This is a genomic window from Listeria marthii, assembly GCF_014227425.1.
In the GTDB taxonomy this organism is placed as follows: Bacteria; Bacillota; Bacilli; order Lactobacillales; family Listeriaceae; genus Listeria; species Listeria marthii.
The window spans coordinates 99,602-123,109 of record NZ_JAASWB010000006.1 but is presented as its reverse complement, the minus strand read 5'-3'; the positions used below and the strand labels follow the sequence as shown (position 1 = coordinate 123,109).

Annotated in this window: 23 protein-coding genes; all 23 read right to left on the bottom strand. The window is 39.0% G+C overall.

Translation table 11 applies throughout. The annotated features are described in order from the left end of the window. The 23 genes from rapZ to pstB (HCJ55_RS11865) all read right to left on the bottom strand — a co-directional run bounded on the left by rapZ (window position 1) and on the right by pstB (HCJ55_RS11865) (window position 23,486). Window positions 1–876 carry an RNase adapter RapZ gene (gene rapZ / locus HCJ55_RS11975; RefSeq protein ID WP_185518353.1) on the bottom strand — a complete coding sequence of 292 codons (876 nt, stop codon included), beginning with the start codon at window positions 874–876 and terminating at the stop codon, window positions 1–3. A gap of 107 nt (window positions 877–983) precedes the next feature. After that, window positions 984–2,714 (bottom strand): phospho-sugar mutase, encoded by a 1,731-nt coding sequence (locus tag HCJ55_RS11970; RefSeq protein ID WP_185504636.1) that lies wholly within the window; start codon window positions 2,712–2,714, stop codon window positions 984–986. A gap of 41 nt (window positions 2,715–2,755) precedes the next feature. Then, complete coding sequence (locus HCJ55_RS11965; RefSeq protein ID WP_185518351.1) at window positions 2,756–3,817, bottom strand: aldose epimerase family protein; 1,062 nt, start codon at window positions 3,815–3,817, stop codon at window positions 2,756–2,758. 15 nt (window positions 3,818–3,832) lie between these two features. Then, entirely contained in the window at window positions 3,833–4,816 is a 984-nt protein-coding gene (gene galE / locus HCJ55_RS11960; RefSeq protein WP_185518349.1) for a UDP-glucose 4-epimerase GalE, read from the bottom strand. Between the two features lie 116 nt (window positions 4,817–4,932). After that, window positions 4,933–5,892, bottom strand: a complete 960-nt coding sequence (gene trxB / locus HCJ55_RS11955) for a thioredoxin-disulfide reductase (protein ID WP_185503268.1) — start codon at window positions 5,890–5,892, stop codon at window positions 4,933–4,935. Window positions 5,893–5,970: 78 nt separating this feature from the next. Then, entirely contained in the window at window positions 5,971–7,446 is a 1,476-nt protein-coding gene (locus HCJ55_RS11950; protein ID WP_185506917.1) for a tetratricopeptide repeat protein, read from the bottom strand. Between the two features lie 84 nt (window positions 7,447–7,530). Further along, window positions 7,531–8,028 carry an acyltransferase gene (locus HCJ55_RS11945; protein WP_185518347.1) on the bottom strand — a complete coding sequence of 166 codons (498 nt, stop codon included), beginning with the start codon at window positions 8,026–8,028 and terminating at the stop codon, window positions 7,531–7,533. 3 nt (window positions 8,029–8,031) lie between these two features. Continuing rightward, a complete protein-coding gene (gene ppaX, locus HCJ55_RS11940) occupies window positions 8,032–8,685 on the bottom strand; it encodes a pyrophosphatase PpaX (RefSeq protein ID WP_008948724.1) in 654 nt (217 codons plus the stop codon). A 43-nt stretch (window positions 8,686–8,728) separates the two neighbouring features. Then, on the bottom strand, window positions 8,729–9,562 hold the full coding sequence (gene lgt / locus HCJ55_RS11935; protein ID WP_008948725.1) for a prolipoprotein diacylglyceryl transferase: 834 nt from the start codon (window positions 9,560–9,562) through the stop codon (window positions 8,729–8,731). Window positions 9,563–9,650: 88 nt separating this feature from the next. Then, window positions 9,651–10,589: an HPr(Ser) kinase/phosphatase gene (gene hprK / locus HCJ55_RS11930; RefSeq protein ID WP_008948726.1), complete on the bottom strand. Its 939-nt coding sequence runs from the start codon at window positions 10,587–10,589 to the stop codon at window positions 9,651–9,653. Window positions 10,590–10,775: 186 nt separating this feature from the next. Beyond that, entirely contained in the window at window positions 10,776–11,129 is a 354-nt protein-coding gene (locus tag HCJ55_RS11925) for a phage holin family protein (RefSeq protein WP_003722616.1), read from the bottom strand. Window positions 11,130–11,137: 8 nt separating this feature from the next. After that, complete coding sequence (locus HCJ55_RS11920) at window positions 11,138–11,338, bottom strand: PspC domain-containing protein (protein ID WP_008948727.1); 201 nt, start codon at window positions 11,336–11,338, stop codon at window positions 11,138–11,140. Window positions 11,339–11,361: 23 nt separating this feature from the next. Further along, on the bottom strand, window positions 11,362–12,573 hold the full coding sequence (locus tag HCJ55_RS11915; RefSeq protein ID WP_008948728.1) for a DUF4097 family beta strand repeat-containing protein: 1,212 nt from the start codon (window positions 12,571–12,573) through the stop codon (window positions 11,362–11,364). A gap of 67 nt (window positions 12,574–12,640) precedes the next feature. Continuing rightward, complete coding sequence (locus tag HCJ55_RS11910; protein WP_008948729.1) at window positions 12,641–13,891, bottom strand: DUF4097 family beta strand repeat-containing protein; 1,251 nt, start codon at window positions 13,889–13,891, stop codon at window positions 12,641–12,643. 207 nt (window positions 13,892–14,098) lie between these two features. Then, on the bottom strand, window positions 14,099–16,969 hold the full coding sequence (uvrA, locus tag HCJ55_RS11905) for an excinuclease ABC subunit UvrA (RefSeq protein ID WP_185518345.1): 2,871 nt from the start codon (window positions 16,967–16,969) through the stop codon (window positions 14,099–14,101). A 7-nt stretch (window positions 16,970–16,976) separates the two neighbouring features. Then, entirely contained in the window at window positions 16,977–18,953 is a 1,977-nt protein-coding gene (gene uvrB / locus HCJ55_RS11900; RefSeq protein WP_185503263.1) for an excinuclease ABC subunit UvrB, read from the bottom strand. Window positions 18,954–19,205: 252 nt separating this feature from the next. Next, window positions 19,206–19,445 (bottom strand): CsbA family protein, encoded by a 240-nt coding sequence (locus tag HCJ55_RS11895; RefSeq protein ID WP_185504630.1) that lies wholly within the window; start codon window positions 19,443–19,445, stop codon window positions 19,206–19,208. A gap of 20 nt (window positions 19,446–19,465) precedes the next feature. Beyond that, window positions 19,466–20,113 (bottom strand): HD domain-containing protein, encoded by a 648-nt coding sequence (locus HCJ55_RS11890; RefSeq protein WP_185506914.1) that lies wholly within the window; start codon window positions 20,111–20,113, stop codon window positions 19,466–19,468. Window positions 20,114–20,134: 21 nt separating this feature from the next. Beyond that, window positions 20,135–20,521: a hypothetical protein gene (locus HCJ55_RS11885; RefSeq protein ID WP_008948734.1), complete on the bottom strand. Its 387-nt coding sequence runs from the start codon at window positions 20,519–20,521 to the stop codon at window positions 20,135–20,137. A 106-nt stretch (window positions 20,522–20,627) separates the two neighbouring features. Beyond that, on the bottom strand, window positions 20,628–20,933 hold the full coding sequence (locus HCJ55_RS11880; RefSeq protein ID WP_185504628.1) for an ArsR/SmtB family transcription factor: 306 nt from the start codon (window positions 20,931–20,933) through the stop codon (window positions 20,628–20,630). 271 nt (window positions 20,934–21,204) lie between these two features. Continuing rightward, complete coding sequence (gene phoU / locus HCJ55_RS11875) at window positions 21,205–21,864, bottom strand: phosphate signaling complex protein PhoU (RefSeq protein WP_008948735.1); 660 nt, start codon at window positions 21,862–21,864, stop codon at window positions 21,205–21,207. A 12-nt stretch (window positions 21,865–21,876) separates the two neighbouring features. Further along, window positions 21,877–22,656, bottom strand: a complete 780-nt coding sequence (gene pstB / locus HCJ55_RS11870) for a phosphate ABC transporter ATP-binding protein PstB (RefSeq protein WP_008948736.1) — start codon at window positions 22,654–22,656, stop codon at window positions 21,877–21,879. A 14-nt stretch (window positions 22,657–22,670) separates the two neighbouring features. Then, complete coding sequence (gene pstB, locus HCJ55_RS11865) at window positions 22,671–23,486, bottom strand: phosphate ABC transporter ATP-binding protein PstB (protein WP_003725427.1); 816 nt, start codon at window positions 23,484–23,486, stop codon at window positions 22,671–22,673. Window positions 23,487–23,508 lie beyond the last annotated feature (22 nt).

Genomic DNA, 23,508 nt, shown 5'->3' with positions numbered 1-23,508 from the left:
TTAACGACCCTTTCTACGTTTCATATCTCGGTGTGAAATCGTTGTCTCATATTTTTGTTGGATTGCCTTGCCAACGAACTCAGTCAAAGCCACAGAACGATGCTGTCCTCCTGTGCATCCAATTGCAATTACTAACTGTGTCTTCCCTTCTCGTTTGTAGAAAGGAAGAGTAAACATTAATAAATCGACTAATTTATCTAAAAAGGTCTGCGTTTCTGGCCATTTCATCACGTATTCATAAACGTCCTCATCAAGTCCAGTCAGTGGACGCATTTTGTCGATATAATGCGGGTTCGGTAAAAAGCGCACATCAAATACTAAATCTGCATCAATTGGAATCCCGTATTTGAAACCAAACGACATCAATTGCACATTGAATACATCTTTATCTTCGGTTTGAAATTCATTATTAATTCGTTCGCGTAACTCACGTGGCGCCATATTCGACGTATTAATAACTAGCTGCGAACGCCCTTTTAAATCACTAAGCAGTTCACGTTCCGCAGTAATCCCATCAAGCACCGAACCATTTGGCTCCAGTGGATGGTGACGACGCGTTTCTTTATAACGCGAAACAAGCACCTTATCATCTGCCTCTAAAAAGAGGATTTTTGTTGTTATAAAATTGGTATTATCTAATTCATCAAGCGCTGGTTCAATCGAATCGAAAAACTCGCGTCCGCGAAGGTCCATTACGAGCGCAATTTTTTCCATTTTGTCGCTTTCTTTCATTAACTCCCAGAACTTCGGAAGTAAACTTGGCGGTAAATTATCTACACAAAAATAACCGAGATCTTCTAAAGACTGCATTGCAACTGTTTTTCCTGCCCCAGACATCCCAGTAATGATTACTAATTTTAATTGTTTAGAAGCCATATCTGCCTCATCCTTTCGCACAAATAATATCTACCTTCCATTTTAGCACACTTCTCACTAGAAAATCCCGGAAAAGTCTCTAAATAGAGTTTCCGGGATTTTTCTTTTTAAGCTTCGATATGTTGCATCAAATCAGCTTTTACTTTTTCTAATTTTGCGGTACTCTCGGCTTTACTTTCACCGCGAATACTAAAGTAGAATTTGATTTTCGGCTCTGTGCCTGATGGACGTAAACAGAACCATGAACCATCTTCAAAATAACATTTAATCACATCTGCTGTTGGTAAATGAATCGCTTCGGTTTTTCCTGTTGCAATCCAAGTCGTTTCGCTTCTCAAATAATCTTCCGCACGTTCTACGACGAATCCGCCCATACTTGTTGGCAGTTGTTCGCGGAAGCTACTTGTAATTTCTTTGATGCGCTCAGAACCATCTTTTCCACTTAACGTAAGTGAAACGAGATCCTCATTATAATAACCAAATTCATCATAAATTTGATCTAAATCTTCTAATAAAGTTCTACCTGCTACTTTGCTAACAAGCGCCACTTCTGCAACCGCAAGAACGGCTTGAATCGCATCTTTATCACGTGTAAACGGCTTAACCATATAGCCATTACTTTCTTCATAACCAAATTCAAACGTATGCTTGCCAGTTTCTTCAAAATGCTTAATTTGTTCCGCAATAAATTTGAAACCAGTTAATACTTCAATCATTTCAGCACCGTAATGCTTCGCGATTTCCGTTCCAAGATTACTCGTTACAATCGATTTCAATACCGCCGCATTAGCTGGCAACTCATTTTGCGCTTTCTTTTGTTTCAATAAATAATGTAAAATAATCGCGCCAATTTGGTTTCCAGATAATACTTCATATTCTCCGTCAGCATTACGAACAGCCACGCCTAAACGGTCAGCATCTGGGTCAGTTCCTACTAAAATATCGCCGCCAAACTTTTTACCATATTCAATCGCTAGTAAAAAGGCTTCGCGATTTTCCGGGTTAGGCGATTTCACCGTCCCAAAATCAGGATCATTCACAAATTGCTCATCCACCTTAACGATATTCGTGAAACCAACACTTTCAAGCGCAGGAACACCAAGAATTCCGCCAGTACCATGAAGCGGCGTGAAAACAATTTTCAACTCCTCACCGCGTTCTTGAACAAGTTCTTTATTTACAATCACTTCTTTTAATTTTTCCAAATATGGACGGTCTACTTTTTCACTAATTACTTCAAGTAAGCCATTTTCGATTAATAGCTCTTGGTTCGCCACTTCTACAGAAAAAATATCTTCCACTGCATTTATGTACTCAATAACTGCACTCGCGCCAGTTGGAGGCATTTGCCCGCCATCTTCACCGTAAATTTTGTAGCCATTGTATTCTGGTGGATTATGGCTGGCAGTAATAACAATCCCGCCAAACGCATTTAAATGACGTACCGCAAAAGAAAGTTCCGGCGTTGGTCGAAGCGCGTCAAACACATAGCTTTTCACACCATGATGCCCTAAAACTGCCGCCGATTCAAACGCAAATTCGCGTGACATATGACGAGGATCATACGCAATAACAATCCCACGTTCCTTCGCCTCTTCACCATTTTCAGCCACAAATTGCGCCAAACCTAGCGACGCTTTACGAATCGTATAGATATTCATACGGTTCGTCCCAGCACCAAGTACGCCGCGCATCCCCGCCGTTCCAAATTCCATATTACGATAAAAGCTATCTTCCAGCTCTTTTTCATTCGCTTTCATATCCGTTAGTTGCGTTCTTAATGCGCTATCCAAGTTCTCATTAGAAATCCATTTCTGATATTCTTCTTGCCAATTCATTCCCTACACTCCTTCGTTGAAAACTACTTTATTTAAAATAATCAACTCTCCACCGTAAAACGAAAAGCTGTCCTAGATGTAAAAGGTTTTTCTGGTCGTAACACGATATCACTAAATCCGTCATGATTAATCGCATCCACCAAGCCTTGCGTCTCCATTGTTAAACCAGCATATTTCGGCACAGCCCGCCCCTCAATTTCAAAAGAGCCATCCAAACTATTTGCTGTATAAACTAAAACCGAGTCACAAGCCGTTTCCATTTCCAAACGACGACCTGACTTAGGATCAAACAAAACCGCATCCGGACGACCATTTTCATGTTTTAAAAGAAACGCATGATCAAGTCCAGCACCAACCAACCTCACTTGCTGGTCATCACTTTGAGTAACCTCATCTACCTCACGCCCAGCCCGCAAATCAAAAATAGTACCCTCAACTGACCGAATTTCGCCAATCGGAAGGGATGCTTCATCTATCGGCAAAAAGGCATCACTATTAACCCAAAGTTGCTGTTGCAATACCGTAGAGCCAGCTTCCCCACTCAAATTAAAATAAATATGGTTGCTCGGGTTATAAATAGTCGGCTGATCCGCTTTCGCCTCATAATCAATCAGCCACTCATTCTTATTATTAAGTGTATAAGTCATTTTTGCATCGATGTTCCCCGGATAGCCATTTTCTCCGTCTGCCCAGCGATATTCAAAAGTCATCACAATCTGATCTAACTCTTTTTCCACAGAAACATCCCAAAGCTTCTTACTAAAGTTAAGTTTGCCACCGTGACGATGGTTAGCCCCTTCATTTTGAGTCAATTGAAATTGTTTCCCGTCCAGACTAAATTGGCCTTTACTAATGCGACCAGCAACCGGACCAAGCGTAGCACCGAAATACGGAGAGTGCGCCAAATAATCATCTAAATTCGTAAATCCAAGACTTATATTCGCCAAATCACCAAATTTATCCTTCGTTTCAAGGGAAGTCACAATCGCGCCATAATTTAACACGCTCATGCGCATACCATGGTCATTTACGAGTGTCCACTGCCAAACCGTTTCTCCCTCAAATTTGCCAAAATATTCCTTGATTACTTCGATGAAAATCACATTCCTTCATAGTTATTAATAGCCATTTGGATGAGATACATGCCATTTCCAAGCAGTTGCGATAATATCTTTTACGTCTGTATACGTCGGCTCCCAACCAAGAATTTCACGCGCTTTATCACTAGAAGCAATTAATGTTCCCGGATCACCCGCACGACGCGGCACAACCTCAGCTGGAATTTCTTTTCCTGTTACAACACGAGCGGCTTCAAGCATTTCTTTCACCGAAAAACCATTACTGCTACCAAGGTTGAAAACATTACTTTCTCCACCATTTTTCAAATATTCTAGCGCTCTAATATGCGCATCAATTAAATCTTCTACTTGCACATAGTCACGGATACAAGTGCCATCCGGCGTATTATAATCATCCCCGTAAATCGCTAATCTTTCACGTTGACCAAGCGCAACCTGTAAAATAATTGGCACTAAATGGGATTCTGGCTTATGGTCCTCACCAATCGAGCCATCCGCTTTCGCCCCAGCCACATTGAAATAACGTAGTGCAACAAATTTCATGCCGTAAGCTTTATCGCACCATTTCATCATTTTTTCCATAATTAGCTTCGTATCGCCGTAAGTACTTTCTGGGTTTGTTGGCATATCTTCTGTAATCGGCACACGTTCTGGCTCGCCGTATGTAGCCGCACTTGAAGAAAAGACAATATGTTTCACGCCAAATTGCTCCATCACTTCTAAAACAATTTGTGTACCATATACATTATTATTTAAATACTCTAATGGCACTTCCATCGATTCTCCCACAAGCGAACTTGCAGCAAAATGAATCACACCATCAACCGTTTCTTTTTCAAAAACCGAACTTAAAAACGCCTTATCGCGAATATCTCCTTCATAAAATTTTGCCTCTTTATGAATAGATTCTTTATGTCCAGTTCTTAAATTATCAATAACAACAACTTCATATCCGCGAGTAATTAACTCATCCACTGCATGAGAGCCAATATAGCCCGCTCCACCAAGTACAACAATACTCATTATTTATCTCTCCTAACGATAGTCTTTGTCTTTCATTCTACACTACTCAAGCCTATGTAGTCACGCAAAAATGGGTCCAAGATAAATAATCCTAGACCCATTTACGTTTTTTACTATTATTTTGCTGCTTCAGCCTCTAATGACTCTTTTAATTCTTCCACATATTTTTGTGCATTTTGTCCAGCAAGTCCGCCGTCGCCAGTAGCTGTAACAATTTGGCGTAAGCTTTTCGCGCGAACATCTCCAGCTGCAAAAATACCAGGAAGATTTGTACGCATTTCTTCGTCCGTTTTGATGTAACCTTCATCGTCTGTAATACCTAGATTTAAAAAGGCTTTCGTAAGCGGCACAAGTCCAACGTAGATGAAAACACCATCCACTGGCATAATTGATTCTGAACCATCAACAGTAGAAACAATTTTGGCACCTGTTACTTTTTTGCCGTCGCCAACAATTTCTTCTACCGTACTATTCCAAATGAAATCAACTTTTTCATCTTTAAAAGCACGATCTTGTAAAATTTGTTGCGCGCGTAATTTATCACGACGGTGTACAATCGTTACTTTATCTGCATAACGAGTCAAATAAGTTCCTTCTTCAACCGCAGAGTCCCCGCCACCAACCACGATTAATTCGCGATTTTTAAAGAACGCTCCGTCACACACTGCACAGTAAGAAACTCCGCGTCCGCTAAGCTCTTCTTCACCAGCTGCACCAAGTTTACGGTGTTCAGCTCCAGTTGCAATAATAATTGCCCGCGCTTTATACGTTTTTGCACCAGCTGTTACTGTTTTAAATTCTTTTCCATCAACGACTTCTTTAATATCACCATAAGCATACTCAGCGCCGAATTGTTTCGCACCACTAAGCATCTTATCGGATAAATCTGGTCCTAAAATGCTATCAAATCCAGGGTAATTTTCTACCTCTGCTGTATTTACCATTTGTCCGCCGGGTACACCGCGTTCAATCATTAACGTATCTAAATCTGCACGGGAAGTATATAAAGCTGCTGTCATTCCAGCAGGTCCCGCCCCAATAATAATCACATCATAAATTTTTTCTTCACTAGCCATTCTCTTTGCCCTCCTCATTTATGTGTATACAATAGTTAGCCTAAATTAATCCTAATACGGAATAGCAAAAAGGTCTATTTATCTGCTCATAGCTCGCTCGATATCGCGTGCACATTTACCACATTCAAATTCTTCAACTAAATTAAGTTTCAATTGCGGTAAAAATAGCTTTGCAATCGCACTCGCCACCGTCTCTATCGTATAACGACCCAATATCAAATCTTTTCCCGCGTCTGTTAAAACGAGCGAAAACATCTGCTTATAAAGCGCCATATTTTCTTCATTTAACAAAATGCCTTTTTCTCTTAAAATCATCATCGCTTTAGCAATCAAATAACCATTTTGCTCAATATCTCCATCCGGGAAATAATCAAAATTAGTAAACATCAAATGCTCCATATAAGACCAATTACTCATATCAAGTAGCGGATGGAACAATACTAATTCCGGACGATTGCTAGAAATTGTTAGCGCATATACACCTAGCATATGAACCAAATCATCTTCCTCTTGAAGCATATCAAGAACAAGCCGCGTATCATTCGTTAAATCCGCCTCTTGCTCAAACGGAAACCTAACATCCTCATACAAATCACATTCTAAAAAAGAATGCCAAAACATTTTCGCGCCTTCCACTTCATCTAAATAATAACAAGCCTTTGCTCGGAAATAATAATATTTACTACGCTCTGTCACTTCCAAATCAGCCACTTGTTCGAGCAAATCGTCCGCTTCCTCAAACTCACCCATCATCGCATGAATCAAACCAAGCTTTTCTTTATGATGAGCCAGCACTGGTAGTACATCTCGCAGTTCCAAGTAAAGCGCGTCCGCCTCTTTGCGATTCCCTTTATAAAAGTGATAAATAAACAAATCACAAATCCCTAACAGATTTCCCGGGTTTCTCGAAAGTAAATCACTTAAAACTTTAACGCCCTCTTCTTCTTTCAATTGCTCAAAATAAAGTGCTGCCAGTTGATTATAAGCAGGCCAAAAATTCGGCTTCTCATCAATGACTTTTCTTAAAATATCACAAGCCGACGCACTATCTTCTTCCGCTAAATAGCGATTAATTTCTTTTTTATAAGCATAGAATTCCTGCTCTAATTTCGAAAAACCATTTTCAAGCGTTTCGCCAAAAGGAGTTTCTTCCAGTAATACTTCAATTAAATCTTTGGCTTCTTCGGTATATTCCCCGTCAGACACTGTATCGACATAACGATTAGCATACTGCAATGCTCTACGATAATCTTTCATATACGCAAAATTATTGGCAATAAAATAATAGCAGTACTCCATATTCCCATTACGTTGTTCCAGAATATCTCTAAGTAGTTGATTCGATTTATGGAATTGACCAATTTCTGTGTAGCATATCGCCAGCTGACAAAGAATAACAGCCTCTCCCGGTTCCAGTTCAGATGCCCTTACTAAATACCTGATTGCTTCTTTAATTCTTTGATCACGAAACGCTTCGACACCGCGTTCAAAATAAAACTGACCATTTGGATAAAATGGATAGATTTTTGCGGGTGTTTTTTTGTCTTTTTCCATTTTTCCACCTCCAACATTATCCTTATTCTAATGAGTATATCATAGAATTTATTACTTTGGGCGACAAAAAAGCTACTTTGGCTTTTACTCCAAAGCAGCTTTTTCTTTAATGATTAAAGGATTCCCATAAGCAAAACTTTCTGCGGGAACATCCTTCGAGACAACTGCACCAGCAGCAATCACCGCCCCGTCACCAATTACAGTGCCAGGAAGAATAGTGACATTCGCGCCAACCATCACATCCCGGCCAATCACAACTTCCCCAACACGATACTCAGAAAGCAAATATTCATGCGTCAAAATAGTCGTATGATAACCAATAATCGTATTTTCACCAATCGTAATCTTTTCTGGAAAAAATAAATCCGGCATAACTTTATAGGCAATGGCAGTCTTTTCGCCAATCTTCATTCCAAGACAAGCACGGTACATTTTACGTTTACCGCCCATCCAAGGAAAAAAACGACCAAATTCAATTACTAATGTATTTCTCAACGCCTTCCAAAAAGAAATCGTTTTATACACTTGAAAAAGCGTGTTGACTGTTTCATCGGGCGCCTTAAACCTATCCAGCCGTCTCAAAATCTATTCCTCGTCCCGCACGATTGCGAGTAAGTCACTCATTTTTTCTAACATAAAGTCAGGTTGGAACTCAGCCAAATGTTCTGGACCTTTAATCGCCCAAGCCACGCCAGCAGTTAACGTTTCCGCATTTTTCCCAGCTTCAATATCATGGTAATTATCACCAATCATAATCGCTTCTTCTTTTGTCGCATTCAATAAAGAAAGAGCCATTTCAATACCTTCTGGATCTGGCTTAGCATTAGACACTTGATCTAATCCAATCACCACTTGGAAAAATTTATCCAAACCAGTCACTTTAAGTCCACGCATAATCGTATCGTACATTTTCGTCGATACAATCCCCAATTTATAATCTTCTTCATATAACGCACGAATCGCTTCATAAACCCCATCATACTCTAAAATCAAATCATCATGATGCTTCAAATTATACTCGCGGTAAAAAGCACGCATTTCATCCGCATGCGCTGGATTGATTTCCCGAAAAGTTTCCATTAAAGAAGGCCCGATAAACGGTAAAATATCCTCTCTCGTAAAAACCCGGTCCGGCAAGAATTCTTGTAACGTCACTTGAAAAGTTTTAATAATCAATTCATTCGTATTTATAAGCGTACCATCTAAGTCAAACAACAATGTAGTAATTTTCCCAGTCATAATTTCTTCCTTTCTTAATCAAACTCGAAAATCTCCAACTTTTTTATTTCTTTTTAACTACTTTACCAAATTTATCTTCCATATAATATGGCGGATTCATTTTCAAACGACGATAAATAATTAAGCCAATCGACAGAACAATTAGTAGTAAAGATAGTACTTGCGAAACTCTAAAGTCACCCCACATCAAGCTGTCCGTCCGCATTCCTTCAATAAAGAATCTTCCAAATGAATACCAAATTACATAACTAAGAAACAATTCCCCGCTGCGAATCTTTGTGCGGCGAATAATTAATAAAACAATAAATCCAAGCACATTCCATAAACTCTCATATAAGAAAGTCGGCTGATAATAAGCACCATCTATGTACATCTGGTTGATAATAAAGTCCGGCAAATGAAGACCTTCCAGAAAAGCACGAGTAGTTTCAGCCCCATGTGCTTCTTGGTTCATAAAATTACCCCAACGTCCAATCGCCTGCGCAATAATCAAACTCGGCGCAACGACATCCGCAAGTTGCCAAAACGAAATTTTCTTAATTCGCGAGAAAATAACAGCCGTAAGTACCGCACCAATCAACGCACCATAAATCGCGATACCACCGTGCCAAATCTTCACTATTTCTCCGAGATTATTCTTATAAAAATCCCACTCAAAAATAACATAATAAATCCGAGCACTAATAATTGAAATTGGAATTGCCCAAATTAGCAAATCCACAATAATTTCTTTATCCATTTTGCGCTTATTTGCCTCACTTAAAGCAAGAAGTAACGCAATCACAACAGCCGAAGCAATAATAACTCCGTACCATTTTACAGAAATACTACCAATTTGAATCGCCACTGGATCAAGTGGCTGAACACCATTACCCATAATTCCCCTACTTTCAAAAAGACAACTCCGCAACCAAACAAGATACTAATAATGTCAGTTTGGCTGCGGAGGTGCTTTCTCTATTTATTTAGTCATTCATGCTGCTGTTATGACCTATTAAATTGTTAAGGTCTTGTGTAAATTGCTCTGCCGCATTATATCCCATATTCTTCAATCGGAAATTCATTGCCGCTACTTCAATAATAACAGATAAATTTCGTCCCGGACGTACTGGAACAGTAATTTTTGGAATGTCCATGTCAAAGATTTTTGTCATTTCTTGGTCTAAACCGACACGATCATAATGCTTGTCAGGATCCCAGTTTTCAAGGTGCACAACGATTGTAATCTTTTTACTGGAACGAACAGCTCCTGCTCCAAATAAAGTCATTACATTAATAATTCCAAGACCGCGAATTTCTAGTAAATGCTCAATAATCGCTGGCGAGGAACCAATTAACGTCATTTCATCCTCTTGACGAATTTCTACATTATCATCTGCTACAAGCCTATGCCCACGTTTTACAAGTTCAAGCGCTGTTTCACTTTTACCAACACCGCTGCTTCCTGTAATCAAAACACCTAGACCATATATATCCACTAGAACACCATGCATCGAAATAACTGGCGCAAGTCTGCTTTCTAAGTAATTCGTAATATAAACAGATAAACGCGTTGTTTTAAGTCGCGAGCGTAATACCGGAATATCCGCTTCTTTCGCGGCAGCCACCAATTCTTTCGGTACTTCTAAGTTTCTAGAAATAACAAAAGCAGGAGTCCGCTTCGTACACATTTGCTTATATCTTTTAAGACGTTCTTCCGGTTCCATACCTTCTGAAAACGATATTTCAGTCATGCCAAAAAGTTGTACACGATCTTCTGGATAATAAGAGAAAAACCCTGTAAGTTCCAGTCCAGGCCGAGATAAATCACTAGTTAAAATTGGCCGTTCAAGTCCCGTTTCCGAACAAATTAGCTCTAAATTAAGTCGTTCCTTTAAATCCTTTACCGTAACCGATTTTGTCATGCAAGTACCTCCAAATGAATTATAAAAGTCCATTACTGTTCGCTACAAAATATTATTTAGAAAGCTCCCTATCATTTTAGCACTTTCGAGAGAATCAGGCTAGTTCTTTCTTTACAAATGGCTCTACATAGCGAAACCAGCTACATTTAAAAAGCTGTTTTAAGCCTCAAAATGTAGCTGGAATGTTTAATTTTCTTTATTACCCCATAAAACGGAATTAATAATCATGTTAGCGAATGCCATAATTGCCGCCAGAATTAATGCTGTTCCGAAACCGTCAATTTGGAAAGAATCTCCAATAAAGAAGGTAGTCATTTCAAGCATAATTGCATTGACAACAAAGGTGAAAAGTCCAAGTGTGAAAATATTAATCGGTAAAGTTAAAAGGAGTAAAATAGGTCTAATTAGCATATTAAGAATTGCTAATATAAAACTCGCTAGTAGCGCTGTCGTGAACCCATCTACATGAAAACTTGTAAAGAATCCCGATAAAGCTACAAAAAGCACCGAGTTAATAATTACGCCTATAATCCAACGCATGTTTTAGTTCACTCCCATTCTGATTCAGGTGTTCTTTTTGGAATAATGATTGCGGCAATGATGTAAAGTAAAATACCAGAGCCTAAGAATAAACTAGCTACCACCCATAGTAAACGTACAAGTGTAACTTCAATATTAAAGTACTCTGCTAGCCCACCACAGACACCGGCAATCATTTTCTGTGAAGAAGATTTATATAACTTTTTCATTGTTTTCCCTTCCTTTCATTTTATTAAACGTTTTTTGTTTCAAGTTCAGAAATCTTGATAATGCCATTTCCAACTTTTGCTTGAAGTGTTGCCATGCTGATTTCTTCGGCATTTTGAGTGAAAACAAAAGTTCTTTCTGCATCGTCCCAAATTTTGGCATTTTTCAAGTCAAAATAGATTTTTTCTTTTTTTGTTCCAAGCGTTCCATCGACATTCCATGTTGGCGGAATTTGAATTCGAATATCGCCATTTGGTGCGTCTAAATCGGCCGCTGAAGAATTGTCATTTTCGAGAATATATTCCACATCACCTTGCGCTGCTTTGGCAATGGTTGTAAGGAAGTTTCCTTGAAGGGCAATATCACCTTTTGCAGTAGACATATCTACATTTTCGACTGTGCTACGTTTAAAGAAGATTTCACCATCTGCTGATTCGGTGCTAAGAAATTTCCCACTAGCTCCGGATGAACGTATATCACCATGACGTGTTTTAATAATCGCATCTTCTGCAGCAGTATCGTCATATTTCAAATTACCATTTAGTAATTGAATTTTCACTTGCTCATATAAACGTTTTGGAATTGTAATTACTAAATCGGTTTTTAACAGTTCATTTTTTGATTCAAAAGTGAAACTATCCGGGGAAATATCTAGCATTGTTTGGCTAAAGAAATAATCCCATAGTTTTTCTTCACTTAATTGACGAATTGAACGCGCTTTTTCATGAACAGCTAGAACTGCGCGGAGTTTCATTTGGTCTTTGTCCCAAGAACGGATAATAACATCCCCGGTCGCCACTCGAATTGTAAATGAGCGGAAAGTCGCACTATCAAAATTGAATTCTCGTACTGGACGAGGACGTGCTTCTTTCTTTCTTGCGCCGTGATGAATCGGCTCAGCACTTTCTGATCTTTGTCTTCTGTGATGATGGCTATTTCTCATCGCTTCTCGTACTTCCTGTCTAGCTTGATTTCGGCCAGCGTGGCGATTTCGTTTTTCTTCCACGCGGCGACGATGCCGTTCGAGCACTTCCTCATTACTTGTATCAGAAGAAGGAATCACAAACAAGGCAACTATATAAGCGATAATCGCAATACCGGTTTTCATCGTAACAATGGTGATGATGATATAAATAAGTCGCAGAAGTGTGGCATCTATTCCTAGAAACTCAGCTAGTCCGCCAAATACACCGCCGACTTTCCGGTCCACTCTTGATCTTCTTAATTTTTTATCCATGTTAGTTCTTCCTTTCTTATTTCTATGTAAAATCTAGCGCGCATTCACGGCGCTAGATTTTAGTTGATTATTTTACATCGCGAATTTTTACGGATCCAGTTGTTGCTTCTGCTTCGATTTTCAAGGAAGAATCAGCTGCGTCAGGTAACTTAGTGAAGATAATTGATTTACTCACAGATTCAGTTTTAGATTCCAAGATTTCTGCATCTTTTAAATCTAAAAGTAATTTACCAAGGTTCGTATGGAAACGGCCGTCTACACCAATTGCCGCTGGTACGATCACTTCGATATTTCCTGCACCAGTTTTTGCTTTTAAGAAAGTGGCTTCGTTTCCAGTTAATTGATAATTGACGTTACCATTTTTTGTTTGCAAGTTAGTGGAGTAGTAATTACCTTTGGCTGCTACGTTACCGTTGAAAGTTTTAAGGGCAACATCGCGAATTTCACCGTTTTGGATACGAACGTTACCATTAATGGATTCAATTTCGGCTAAAGTGGCGTTTAATGTGCCTAGGCTGATATTACCATTGGTTGTTTTGACAAATAAATCACGACCAGATAATTCATCCAAATGGAAGTTACCATTCAGCATTTTAACGGAAACATAATCATACTCACGACGTGGCAAGTAGACAGTTAAGTTTGTAACGATTTGTTTCGATGTTGATTCAAAACGCAATGTCTCTTCGTCCACACGTAACGTTGTTTTATCAAAGAAGACTTTAAGTGCTTCATCTTCTGGATATTCTTTGAACAGTTTAATCATCGCGTGTACTTTAATATCATTTGAATCGGATGGTTTAAATTCAATATTACCATTAGCAATTTCAAATTCTAAAATAGAAAGTGTTGTGTCATGGTAAACGAAGTCACGTTCGATTTTTGTAGATGTCAGGAACGGGAACGGCATATCTTTCACTTGTTTAAATGCATTATTTAGGAAAGAGCCGATTTTTTCGCCCGCTTGGGATAAATCGTTGACCATGTTGCGCATGGACTCTTCACGATCTTTGGAAGTATTTTCGCTTTCATCTTCGTATCTTTCGTGATTTTCTGGATTTGGTTCAGGGCGTCTTTTACGACTTTTTGGTGCAGTATAAGGATTGCCTTCATTGTTCCAGCCTTTACTATAATCATATGCAGGTTCTTCTTGCTCTTCGAATTTCTCTTCTTTCGGAGCTGCAGAACGACGAATGTTTTCTTTAGCTGCTGTTTTACCTTCTTTTTTGGAAATATTTTCAAGTAGAGTAAGGGCTTCTTCTGTAGAAATAATACCTTGTTTCACTAATTCGAGAATACGTTTACGTTCATTTTCCATTTTCATTTCCTCCTATAATTTAGGCTAAACTATTTTAGGCTTGCTTTCACATGCAAGTGAGATATCTGTTTTAACTATGTCTCTATTATGAAGGAAAAAATAATTTCTGTCATACAACCAGAGGATGATTATTTGTTTGGACTTTGGGTGGTTCGGCATTGGAAACTAAAAAAATTCCGCTTATATTTTTAATAAGCGGAATTTGGATTATTTTTTCTTAGCTGTTGCAATTCGTTCTTCTGTTCGTTCTTTATCGCGTTCTAAAATTGGCTTTAAGTATTTGCCTGTGTAGGATTTTTTGGAACGAGCGATTTTTTCTGGTGTGCCGGTTGCGATAATTTGGCCGCCGCCATCGCCACCTTCTGGACCTAAATCAATCAAGTAATCGGCTTGTTTGATAACGTCAAGATTATGCTCAATAACAAGCACTGTGTCGCCATTTTCTTCTACCAATCTTTGTAACACTTTGAGTAAACGGCCGATATCGTCTGCGTGAAGTCCTGTAGTTGGCTCGTCGAGAATGTAAAATGACTTACCATTACTGCGTTTATGAAGTTCAGAAGCTAGTTTGACACGCTGCGCTTCTCCACCGGAAAGTGTTGTTGCTGGCTGTCCAAGTCTAATATAGCCAAGCCCAACGTCTACAATTGTTTGTAGTTTACGTGCAATTCTTGGTTGGTTCGTGAAATATTCTAGTCCTTCTTCAACAGTCATTTCTAAAACTTCCGCGATATTTTTACCTTTGTAGCGAATGTCTAATGTTTCGCCATTATATCGTTTCCCGTGACAAACTTCGCACGGTACATACACATCTGGCAAGAAATGCATTTCGATTTTGATGATACCGTCGCCTTTACAAGCCTCACAACGGCCACCTTTTACGTTGAAGCTAAAACGACCTTTTTTATAGCCACGTACTTTTGCTTCGTTGGTACTTGCGAACAGATCGCGAATATCATCGAAAGCTCCTGTGTAAGTTGCTGGGTTAGATCTTGGTGTTCTTCCGATTGGCGATTGGTCGATATTGATGATTTTCTCTAAGTTCTCGATACCTTTTATTTCTTTATGTTCGCCTGGTTTGGCGTGGTTACGATTTAGTTTTCTCGCTAATGCTTTGCGTAGTACTTCATTTACAAGCGAGCTTTTTCCTGACCCAGAAACTCCGGTAACACAGGAAAAAGTGGCTAATGGGATTTTTGCATTTACATTTTTTAGATTATTAGCTTTCGCGCCGATAATTTCTAATTCTAGGCCATTACCTTTTCTTCGTTTAGCAGGAACTGGAATGAATTTTTTGCCTGAAAGATAATCTCCGGTGATGGAGTCTTTATTATTAGCCACTTCTTCTGGGGTTCCGGCTGCAACAATTCGTCCGCCATGTTCACCAGCACCTGGACCAATATCAATGAGGTAATCCGCGGCCATCATCGTATCTTCATCGTGTTCAACGACAATGAGCGTATTTCCGATATCGCGCATGCTTTGAAGAGTACTAATTAAACGATCGTTATCTCGCTGATGCAGTCCAATGGAAGGCTCATCAAGGATGTAAAGCACACCTGTGAGTCTTGAACCGATTTGGGTAGCTAATCGAATACGCTGTGCTTCTCCACCAGATAAAGTTCCAGCTGCACGGCTCATTGTGAGATAGTCGAGGCCAACATTTTTTAGAAAACCGAGTCTACCACGCACTTCTTTGAAAATCGGAGCCGCAATTTGCGTTTCTTTTTCGGAAAGTTCCAGCCCATCAAAGAAAGCAAGTGCTTCGTTAATGGAAAACTCGCTGATTTGACCAATATGGTGGTCGTTTACTTTAACGGAAAGTGTTTCTTCTTTGAGACGATAACCTTTACACGATGGGCAAGGCAAATCCGTCATATATTGCGCCATTTGATCGCGAGTAAAGTCGGAATTTGTTTCCCGGTAGCGTCGTTCGATATTAGGAAGTATCCCTTCGAACGGAATCCAAGTTTCGCGTGTCATGCCAAAATCATTTTTGTATTCGAAATAGAATTCTTTGTCTTTGGAACCATTTAAAATGATGTCTAATTCTTCTTTTGTTAGTTTTTCCAGTGGTGTATCCATATCAATTCCGAATTCTTTACAGGCGGAAGCTAACATTTGTGGATAATATTGCGAACTAATTGGACGCCAAGGAACAATAGCGCCTTCGTTTAAAGATAGGCTTCTATCTGGAATAACTGTATCGACGTCAACTTCTAATTTAGTTCCAAGCCCGTCACATGTAGGACAAGCGCCAAACGGGCTATTGAAAGAGAACATTCTTGGTTCTAGTTCACCAACTGAAAAACCACAATAAGGGCAAGCGTAATGCTCGCTAAATAGCAATTCTTTATCGTCCATTATATCGACAACTGCATAACCATCTGCTAAGCGAAGTGCTGCTTCAATTGAATCGTATAGACGTGTATTGATGCCTTCTTTGATTACAATACGGTCGACGATGATTTCGATGGAATGCTTTTTATTTTTTTCGATTTCGATTTCGTCATTGATATCGTAAATTTCGCCATCAACACGAATTCGTACGTAACCTTCTTTTTTGATTTCTTCGATTGTTTTCTTATGTGTACCTTTTTTGCCAGAAACGATTGGGGCCATTATTTGAATACGAGTTTTTTCTGGATATTCTAGAACACGATCTACCATTTGTTCGATTGTTTGCGACGTGATTTCAATGCCATGATTAGGACAAACTGGGTGTCCAACTCGAGCATAAAGTAGGCGCAAATAGTCGTGGATTTCCGTAACGGTACCAACTGTGGAACGTGGATTACGACTTGTTGTTTTTTGGTCAATGGAGATAGCCGGGCTTAAACCTTCAATTAAATCTACATCTGGTTTATCCATTTGTCCTAAAAATTGGCGTGCATATGCGGATAAAGACTCAACGTAACGTCTTTGTCCCTCTGCATAAATTGTATCGAAAGCAAGCGAAGATTTACCTGAACCTGAAAGGCCAGTCATAACTACTAACTTATCTCTAGGAATCTCTACATCAATGTTTTTTAAGTTATGGGCTCTTGCACCCTGAATTACTATTTTCTCTTTATCCAATTTCGCTTCATCCTTCCGCTTTTATTTCCAGTAAAGCATCACGAAGTTCAGCAGCACGTTCGAAATCAAGTGCTTTGGCTGCTTCTTTCATTTCATGTTCCATACCTTCAATGAATACATCGCGTTCTTTCTTAGACATCTTACTTAAATCATGTTGCTTCACTGCTTCTCTTTCATCTGCGGCAGAAGTTGCTGCGATGATACCACGAATTTCTTTTTTGATCGTTTTTGGCGTAATGCCATGTTTTTCATTGTATTCGATTTGGATTTTACGACGACGCTCTGTTTCACCAATGGAATTGCGCATCGAGTCAGTCATTTTATCTGCGTACATGATTACTCGACCATTTTCATTACGCGCAGCACGCCCCATTGTTTGGATTAGTGAACGTTCGGAACGTAGGAATCCTTCTTTATCTGCATCTAAAATTGCTACCAATGAAACTTCCGGTAAATCGATTCCTTCACGCAGTAAGTTAATTCCGACGATAACGTCATACACGCCAAGTCGTAAATCGCGAATGATTTCAATTCGTTCTAATGTTTTTACTTCTGAGTGTAGATATTGGACCTTGACGCCAGCTTCTTTGAGATAATTGGTTAAATCCTCCGACATTTTTTTCGTTAGCGTTGTGATTAAGACGCGTTCATTTTTCTCGACACGGTCGTTAATTTCATCCATTAGGTCATCAATTTGTCCTTGAATTGGGCGAATTTCTACAATCGGATCTAACAAGCCAGTTGGTCGAATGATTTGTTCGATGACATCTGGATTTTTTTCTAGTTCGTATGGGCCTGGTGTGGCGGATATGAACATGATTTGGTTGATATGTTTCTCAAATTCTTCTAGTCGAAGTGGTCGGTTATCTAAAGCACTTGGCAATCTAAAACCGTGATCGACAAGCATTTGTTTTCTGGCTTGGTCTCCGTTGAACATTCCGCGGATTTGCGGCATCGTCACGTGTGACTCATCTATGACCATTTGGAAATCATCTGGGAAATAGTCTAGCAAAGTGTACGGTGTAACTCCCGCCGGACGTAGAGATAGATGTCTGGAATAGTTTTCAATACCCGAGCAATAGCCCATTTCTTCCATCATTTCTAAATCATAATTCGTCCGTTGTTCCAGTCGTTGCGCTTCGAGTAATTTATTGTCCGCACGCAATACTTTGAGACGGTCTTCTAGTTCTGCTTTTATATTAACGACTGCTTTTTTCATAATATCTGGTCTAGTAACAAAGTGAGATGCTGGGAAAATCGAGACGTGTTCTCTTTCTCCGATAATTTCGCCAGTAAGTGCATCTACTTCTCTAATACGTTCAATTTCATCGCCGAAAAATTCAATCCGCATACAATGTTCATCTCTGGATGCTGGGAAAATTTCGACCACATCACCGCGAACTCGGAAGCGGCCGCGTTGGAAATCTATATCATTTCGATCATATTGGATATCTACTAATTTGCGCAGTAATTCATCACGACTAATCTCCATACCGACACGAAGCGAAACGAGCATTTCTCCGTATTCAATCGGCGAACCTAAGCCATAAATACACGACACACTGGCGATAATAATGACATCGCGCCGTTCAAAAAGAGAGGCCGTAGCCGAGTGACGAAGCTTGTCGATTTCATCATTGATACTGGCGTCTTTCTCGATGTACGTATCACTTTGTGGAACATAGGCTTCTGGTTGATAATAGTCATAGTAACTGACAAAATATTCTACAGCATTATTTGGGAAAAACTCTTTAAATTCACTATATAACTGACCTGCTAGCGTCTTATTATGAGCCATTACAAGTGTTGGTTTATTTACTTCTTGAATCACATTGGATACAGTAAAAGTTTTCCCTGTACCGGTTGCACCAAGTAAAGTTTGGTGTTTCAAGCCTTTTCTTAATCCCGCAACTAATTGTTCTATTGCTCTAGGTTGGTCTCCTTGTGGACTATACTTAGAAACTAACTCAAATTTATCCTTCAACTCGGATTCCCCCTATTCTTTATCGGTCCGATTCTGGCATCTGAAAAGCTTTACTTGTGAAAACTCCAGCAAAGCAAAAAGCGGATTTTTTTCAGATCCGTTAATGTTTCTATTTTATCATAAATATTTTAATTAGCCTAGCAAAAACCGAACGTATTTTCGCATTTAGTAAAAAATAAAAAACGCAACCTGTTGATTACGCTTTTCTTTATTTTATCACTTTTACACGGTTCTACCTATATATTTGCCTTGTTAAAAGTCACTGCCACGCTTCTTCAACCGGCGCAGCATATAAGTCGCGAGCACAAAACCAATTGTCATTGAAAAGGCATCAATCACAACGAGCCAAAGCGAATTAGTATAACCTAACTTAGCAGATGCAGCAATCAAAATCACCATCAAAAGCAGCGCCACATAACGATTATAAGTGATTCTCGCAAAAAGAATAACTAGCAGGCAAGGGAAAATAAGCGCAGATATAATTTGATCCATCTTACTTCCCTCCCCTTTTTTTAAGCGTCTCGCAATGCTTTTGTCGTTATTTCCGTCGTTAACTGCGGTAATTCTGTTTTTTCGATACCTTTTTCGGCAAGCATATCTGGTAAGATTTCTTTTAAAAAGTACTTCACACTAGCCATTTCCCGGTATTGATAAATGGTCGCAAGTGCTTCACTATAAATTTCCACAAAAATATTCTCTGGATTTCCTTTTTGGATTTCGCCAAAGGATTCATATAACAAATCAACTTTATCAGAAATAGCGAGGATTTTCCCTTCTAACGTACTGTCTTTACCTTCTTTTAGCAAATGACGATAAATTGGTTGGAAAGTTTCTGGAATTTCTCGCTCAATAAAGTTTTTTGTCATACTTTCTTCTACTTCTGAAAGCATTTCGCGCAGTTCTGTCGTTGCGTATTTCACAGGCGTTTTAATATCCCCGATGAAAAGCTCTGAATAATCATGATTTAACGCTTTTTCGTATAATGCGCGCCAATTCACTTCATTCCCAGCTTCTTCCTCTACCGCACCGAAAAATTGGGCAATCGAAGTTACTTTATACGAATGTTCTGCAACAGAATGCTCTTGATATTTAAATTTTCCTGGGCAACGATAAATGTTTTCTAAATCTGATAAACTTTGGAAATATTGATGAATTCCCATAGTATCCCTCCATTCTTCGTTTTATTCTTCGCGTTTTTGTTTTTTATTAGCTGGATTCGTATTTTCGATTTCACGCATCATCAGCGCCGCGCAGTAACCAATTAGTGCAATCATCGCTGCTGAATAAGTTCTAAAGTTGTCAGTAGCAAAAATAAAGATAATGGCTGAAAATAAAAATGTTGTTAGTATTCCCCAGCTAAACAGTTTCGCCCCGCGCGCCGTCCCGACTTTCATATGCGAGTAAATCCCCACATAACAAATTAATTGAATCAAAATAAATTGAACAACTGATAAACCGATGACTACCGTAAGATTGCTATTCCACACTACCGCTAAAATCGAAATAATAATCATCACAATAATTCCCGTAATAACAATGAATTTTTGCATTGGTGATAATTTCTTCAAAATACTTCCTCCAAGCTTTTATTTGTTACTTACTTTACCATAATCTCTGTTTATTTGGGATAAAAAACACCCATCATTCCTAAAAAGGTTTTCTGAGCGTTCCCAATTAATGATGATGCACATGTCGAATTGCTTGTGTAAGTAATTCTAATACGTGATTGTCATCTTGCATATAATAAATCGTCGTACCTTCACGTCTTGATTTCACCAGTCTTAAATTTTTTAAAAATCTCAGCTGATGCGAAACTGTCGTCTGGTTAAACGCGAGTGTCCGCGCAATTTCATTCACAGAGTATTCGCGGTCTTGAAGCAAATTTAAAATCTGCACACGCGTGGGATCAGAAAGCGACTTAAAAATCTGCGTTACACTAAATAGCGTTTCTTCATCTAATGGTTGTTTTGCGTTTTCCATTGAATATCACTCCATTTTCCATATATGGTCATATACTCATATGATACTTAAATAGGAATGATTCCGCAAGTTTAACAGGCACCTCCGTTAAAAAATGATTAAATATGAGCAAAAAATCGATTTCTGCTAAATAAGTGATACAATTTTTTTATCAATAGGGAAGGAGAGCTGGGGAATAAAAAAGGTTTTAAATATTTGAGAAGTTATTTAAACCGCCTAACACACCTAAAAAAAGCCCGATTAACCTGAAAGGCAGGATATCGGGCTTTTTTTATCTATTTAAATCTTCAATTTCGCCACTCTTCAAGTAAACAATCCATTCGCAGACATTCGTTACATAGTCACCAATACGTTCGATGTACTGAGAAACTAAGAGCAGTTGCGAAACATCTTCAATATGTTCTGGCTCTTCTTGCATGAAATGAATACATTTTTGATAAACGATTTTGTGTAGCTTATCAACTTCATTATCGCGCATTGCAATTTCGCGAGCAGCAACATCATCTTCTGCAAGATATGCTTTTAACACGTCTTGTAACATCGATTTTACGATTTCGCCCATTTCTGGAATTTCCGGAATTGGTTTTAAAACTTTACTTTCGCCAATTAAAATAGCAGTTTTGGCAATACTTACTGCGTGGTCGCCAATCCGTTCTAAATCAGAACTTGTTTTTAGCACAGTAACAATTTTTCGTAAATCCATGCCAACTGGTTGCTGCAAAGCGATTAATTCAAAAGAGCGTTGTTCCAGTGAAAGCTCCATATTATTGATGGCTTTATCTTCTGCAACTACTTGTTTGGCAAGTTCCGTATCGCGGTGTACAAGTGACTTCACTGCTTTAAAAATAGCTTCATTCGCAAGCATTCCCATTTCCATTAGATGTTGGTGCAAGTCGTTTAACTGTTCCGTAAAAATTTTTCTGACTACCATAATAACACTCCTTTATCCAAATCGTCCTGAAATATAGTCTTCGGTTTCTTTTTCTGCTGGGTTGGTAAAAATACTCGTCGTATCCGCGAATTCCACGATGCGCCCGTTAAGGAAAAAGGCAGTTTCATCGGAAATCCGGGACGCTTGTTGCATATTATGCGTCACAATGACAATCGTATAGTCTTTCTTTAATTCTAAAATCAAATCCTCTACTTTTGCTGTCGAAATTGGGTCTAGCGCCGAAGTTGGTTCATCCATCAAGATAACATCAGGTTTAACGGCCAGAACGCGCGCGATACATAGTCGCTGCTGTTGTCCACCAGACATTCCAATTGCTGAACGGTCCAGTCTATCATGTACTTCTTCCCAAAGAGCCGCCTGACGCAAACTTCTCTCTACAATCTCATCAAGCACTTTTTTATCTTTCACACCGTGCATCCGTGGCCCATAAGCAACATTATCATAAATCGAAAATGGGAACGGATTGGCTTGTTGGAAAACCATACCCACTTTTTTTCGTAAATTAACCATATCGATTTTAGGATCTTGGACATTTTCGCCGCCAATATGAATTTCTCCGGTCGTTTTCACATTGGGAATTAAATCATTCATTCGATTAAGCGTGCGAAGGAAAGTTGATTTCCCACAACCCGACGGACCAATTAAGGCGGTCACTTGATTCTTTTTAATATTTAAAGCGATTTTTTGTAGTGCTTGTTTGGAACCATAAAATAAATCTACATCTTTTGTTTCAATGATATACTCTACTTTTTCAGCAGTTTCGGTTGTCATAAAAAAGCTCCTTTCTAGCCAAAGTTACCAGAAATATAGTCTTCGGTTTGTTTTTGTTGGGGATTTGTGAAAAGTTCGGATGTTCCTGAGAATTCCACAACTTCCCCTAGATAGAAGAAAGAAGTGTAGTCAGAAACTCGAGCTGCTTGTTGCATATTATGCGTTACGATAATGATTGTATATTTATTTTTCAACTCATTGATTAAATCTTCAATTTTACTTGTTGAAATCGGGTCGAGTGCAGATGCTGGTTCATCAAGTAACAACACTTTTGGCTGCATGGCAACTGCTCTAGCGATACAAAGTCGTTGTTGCTGCCCACCGGAAAGTGATAGCGCACTTTTTCCTAAATCGTCTTTTACTTCATCCCAAAGTGCGGCACGGCGCAAGCTTTTCTCTACGCGCTCCATGATTTCTTTTTTATTCTTCATGCCATGGCGTTTAAGTCCAAAAGCAACATTTTCATAAATGGATTTTGTGAATGGGTTTGGCTTTTGGAATACCATCCCGATTTCTTTACGGACGTTGTACAAGTCGACTTCTTTACGATTAATATTAATACCATCGTATAAAATTTGGCCTTCCATACGACAACCATCAATTTCGTCGTTCATGCGATTTAATGCTCGTAGATAAGTAGATTTCCCGCAACCAGATGGTCCAATTAAAGCGGTAACCTTATTTTCTGGGAAAGTTAAATCCACACCTTTGATTGCGTGGTTATCCCCGTAGTATACGTGTAAATCCTCGGTCGCCATCGCAGCAGGAAGTGAATGAGGATCTGGTGTTGCTTGTAAAATAGTATTGATTTCAGGTTTCTTTGTTAACATCATTTTAATCTCCTTTTCCTGG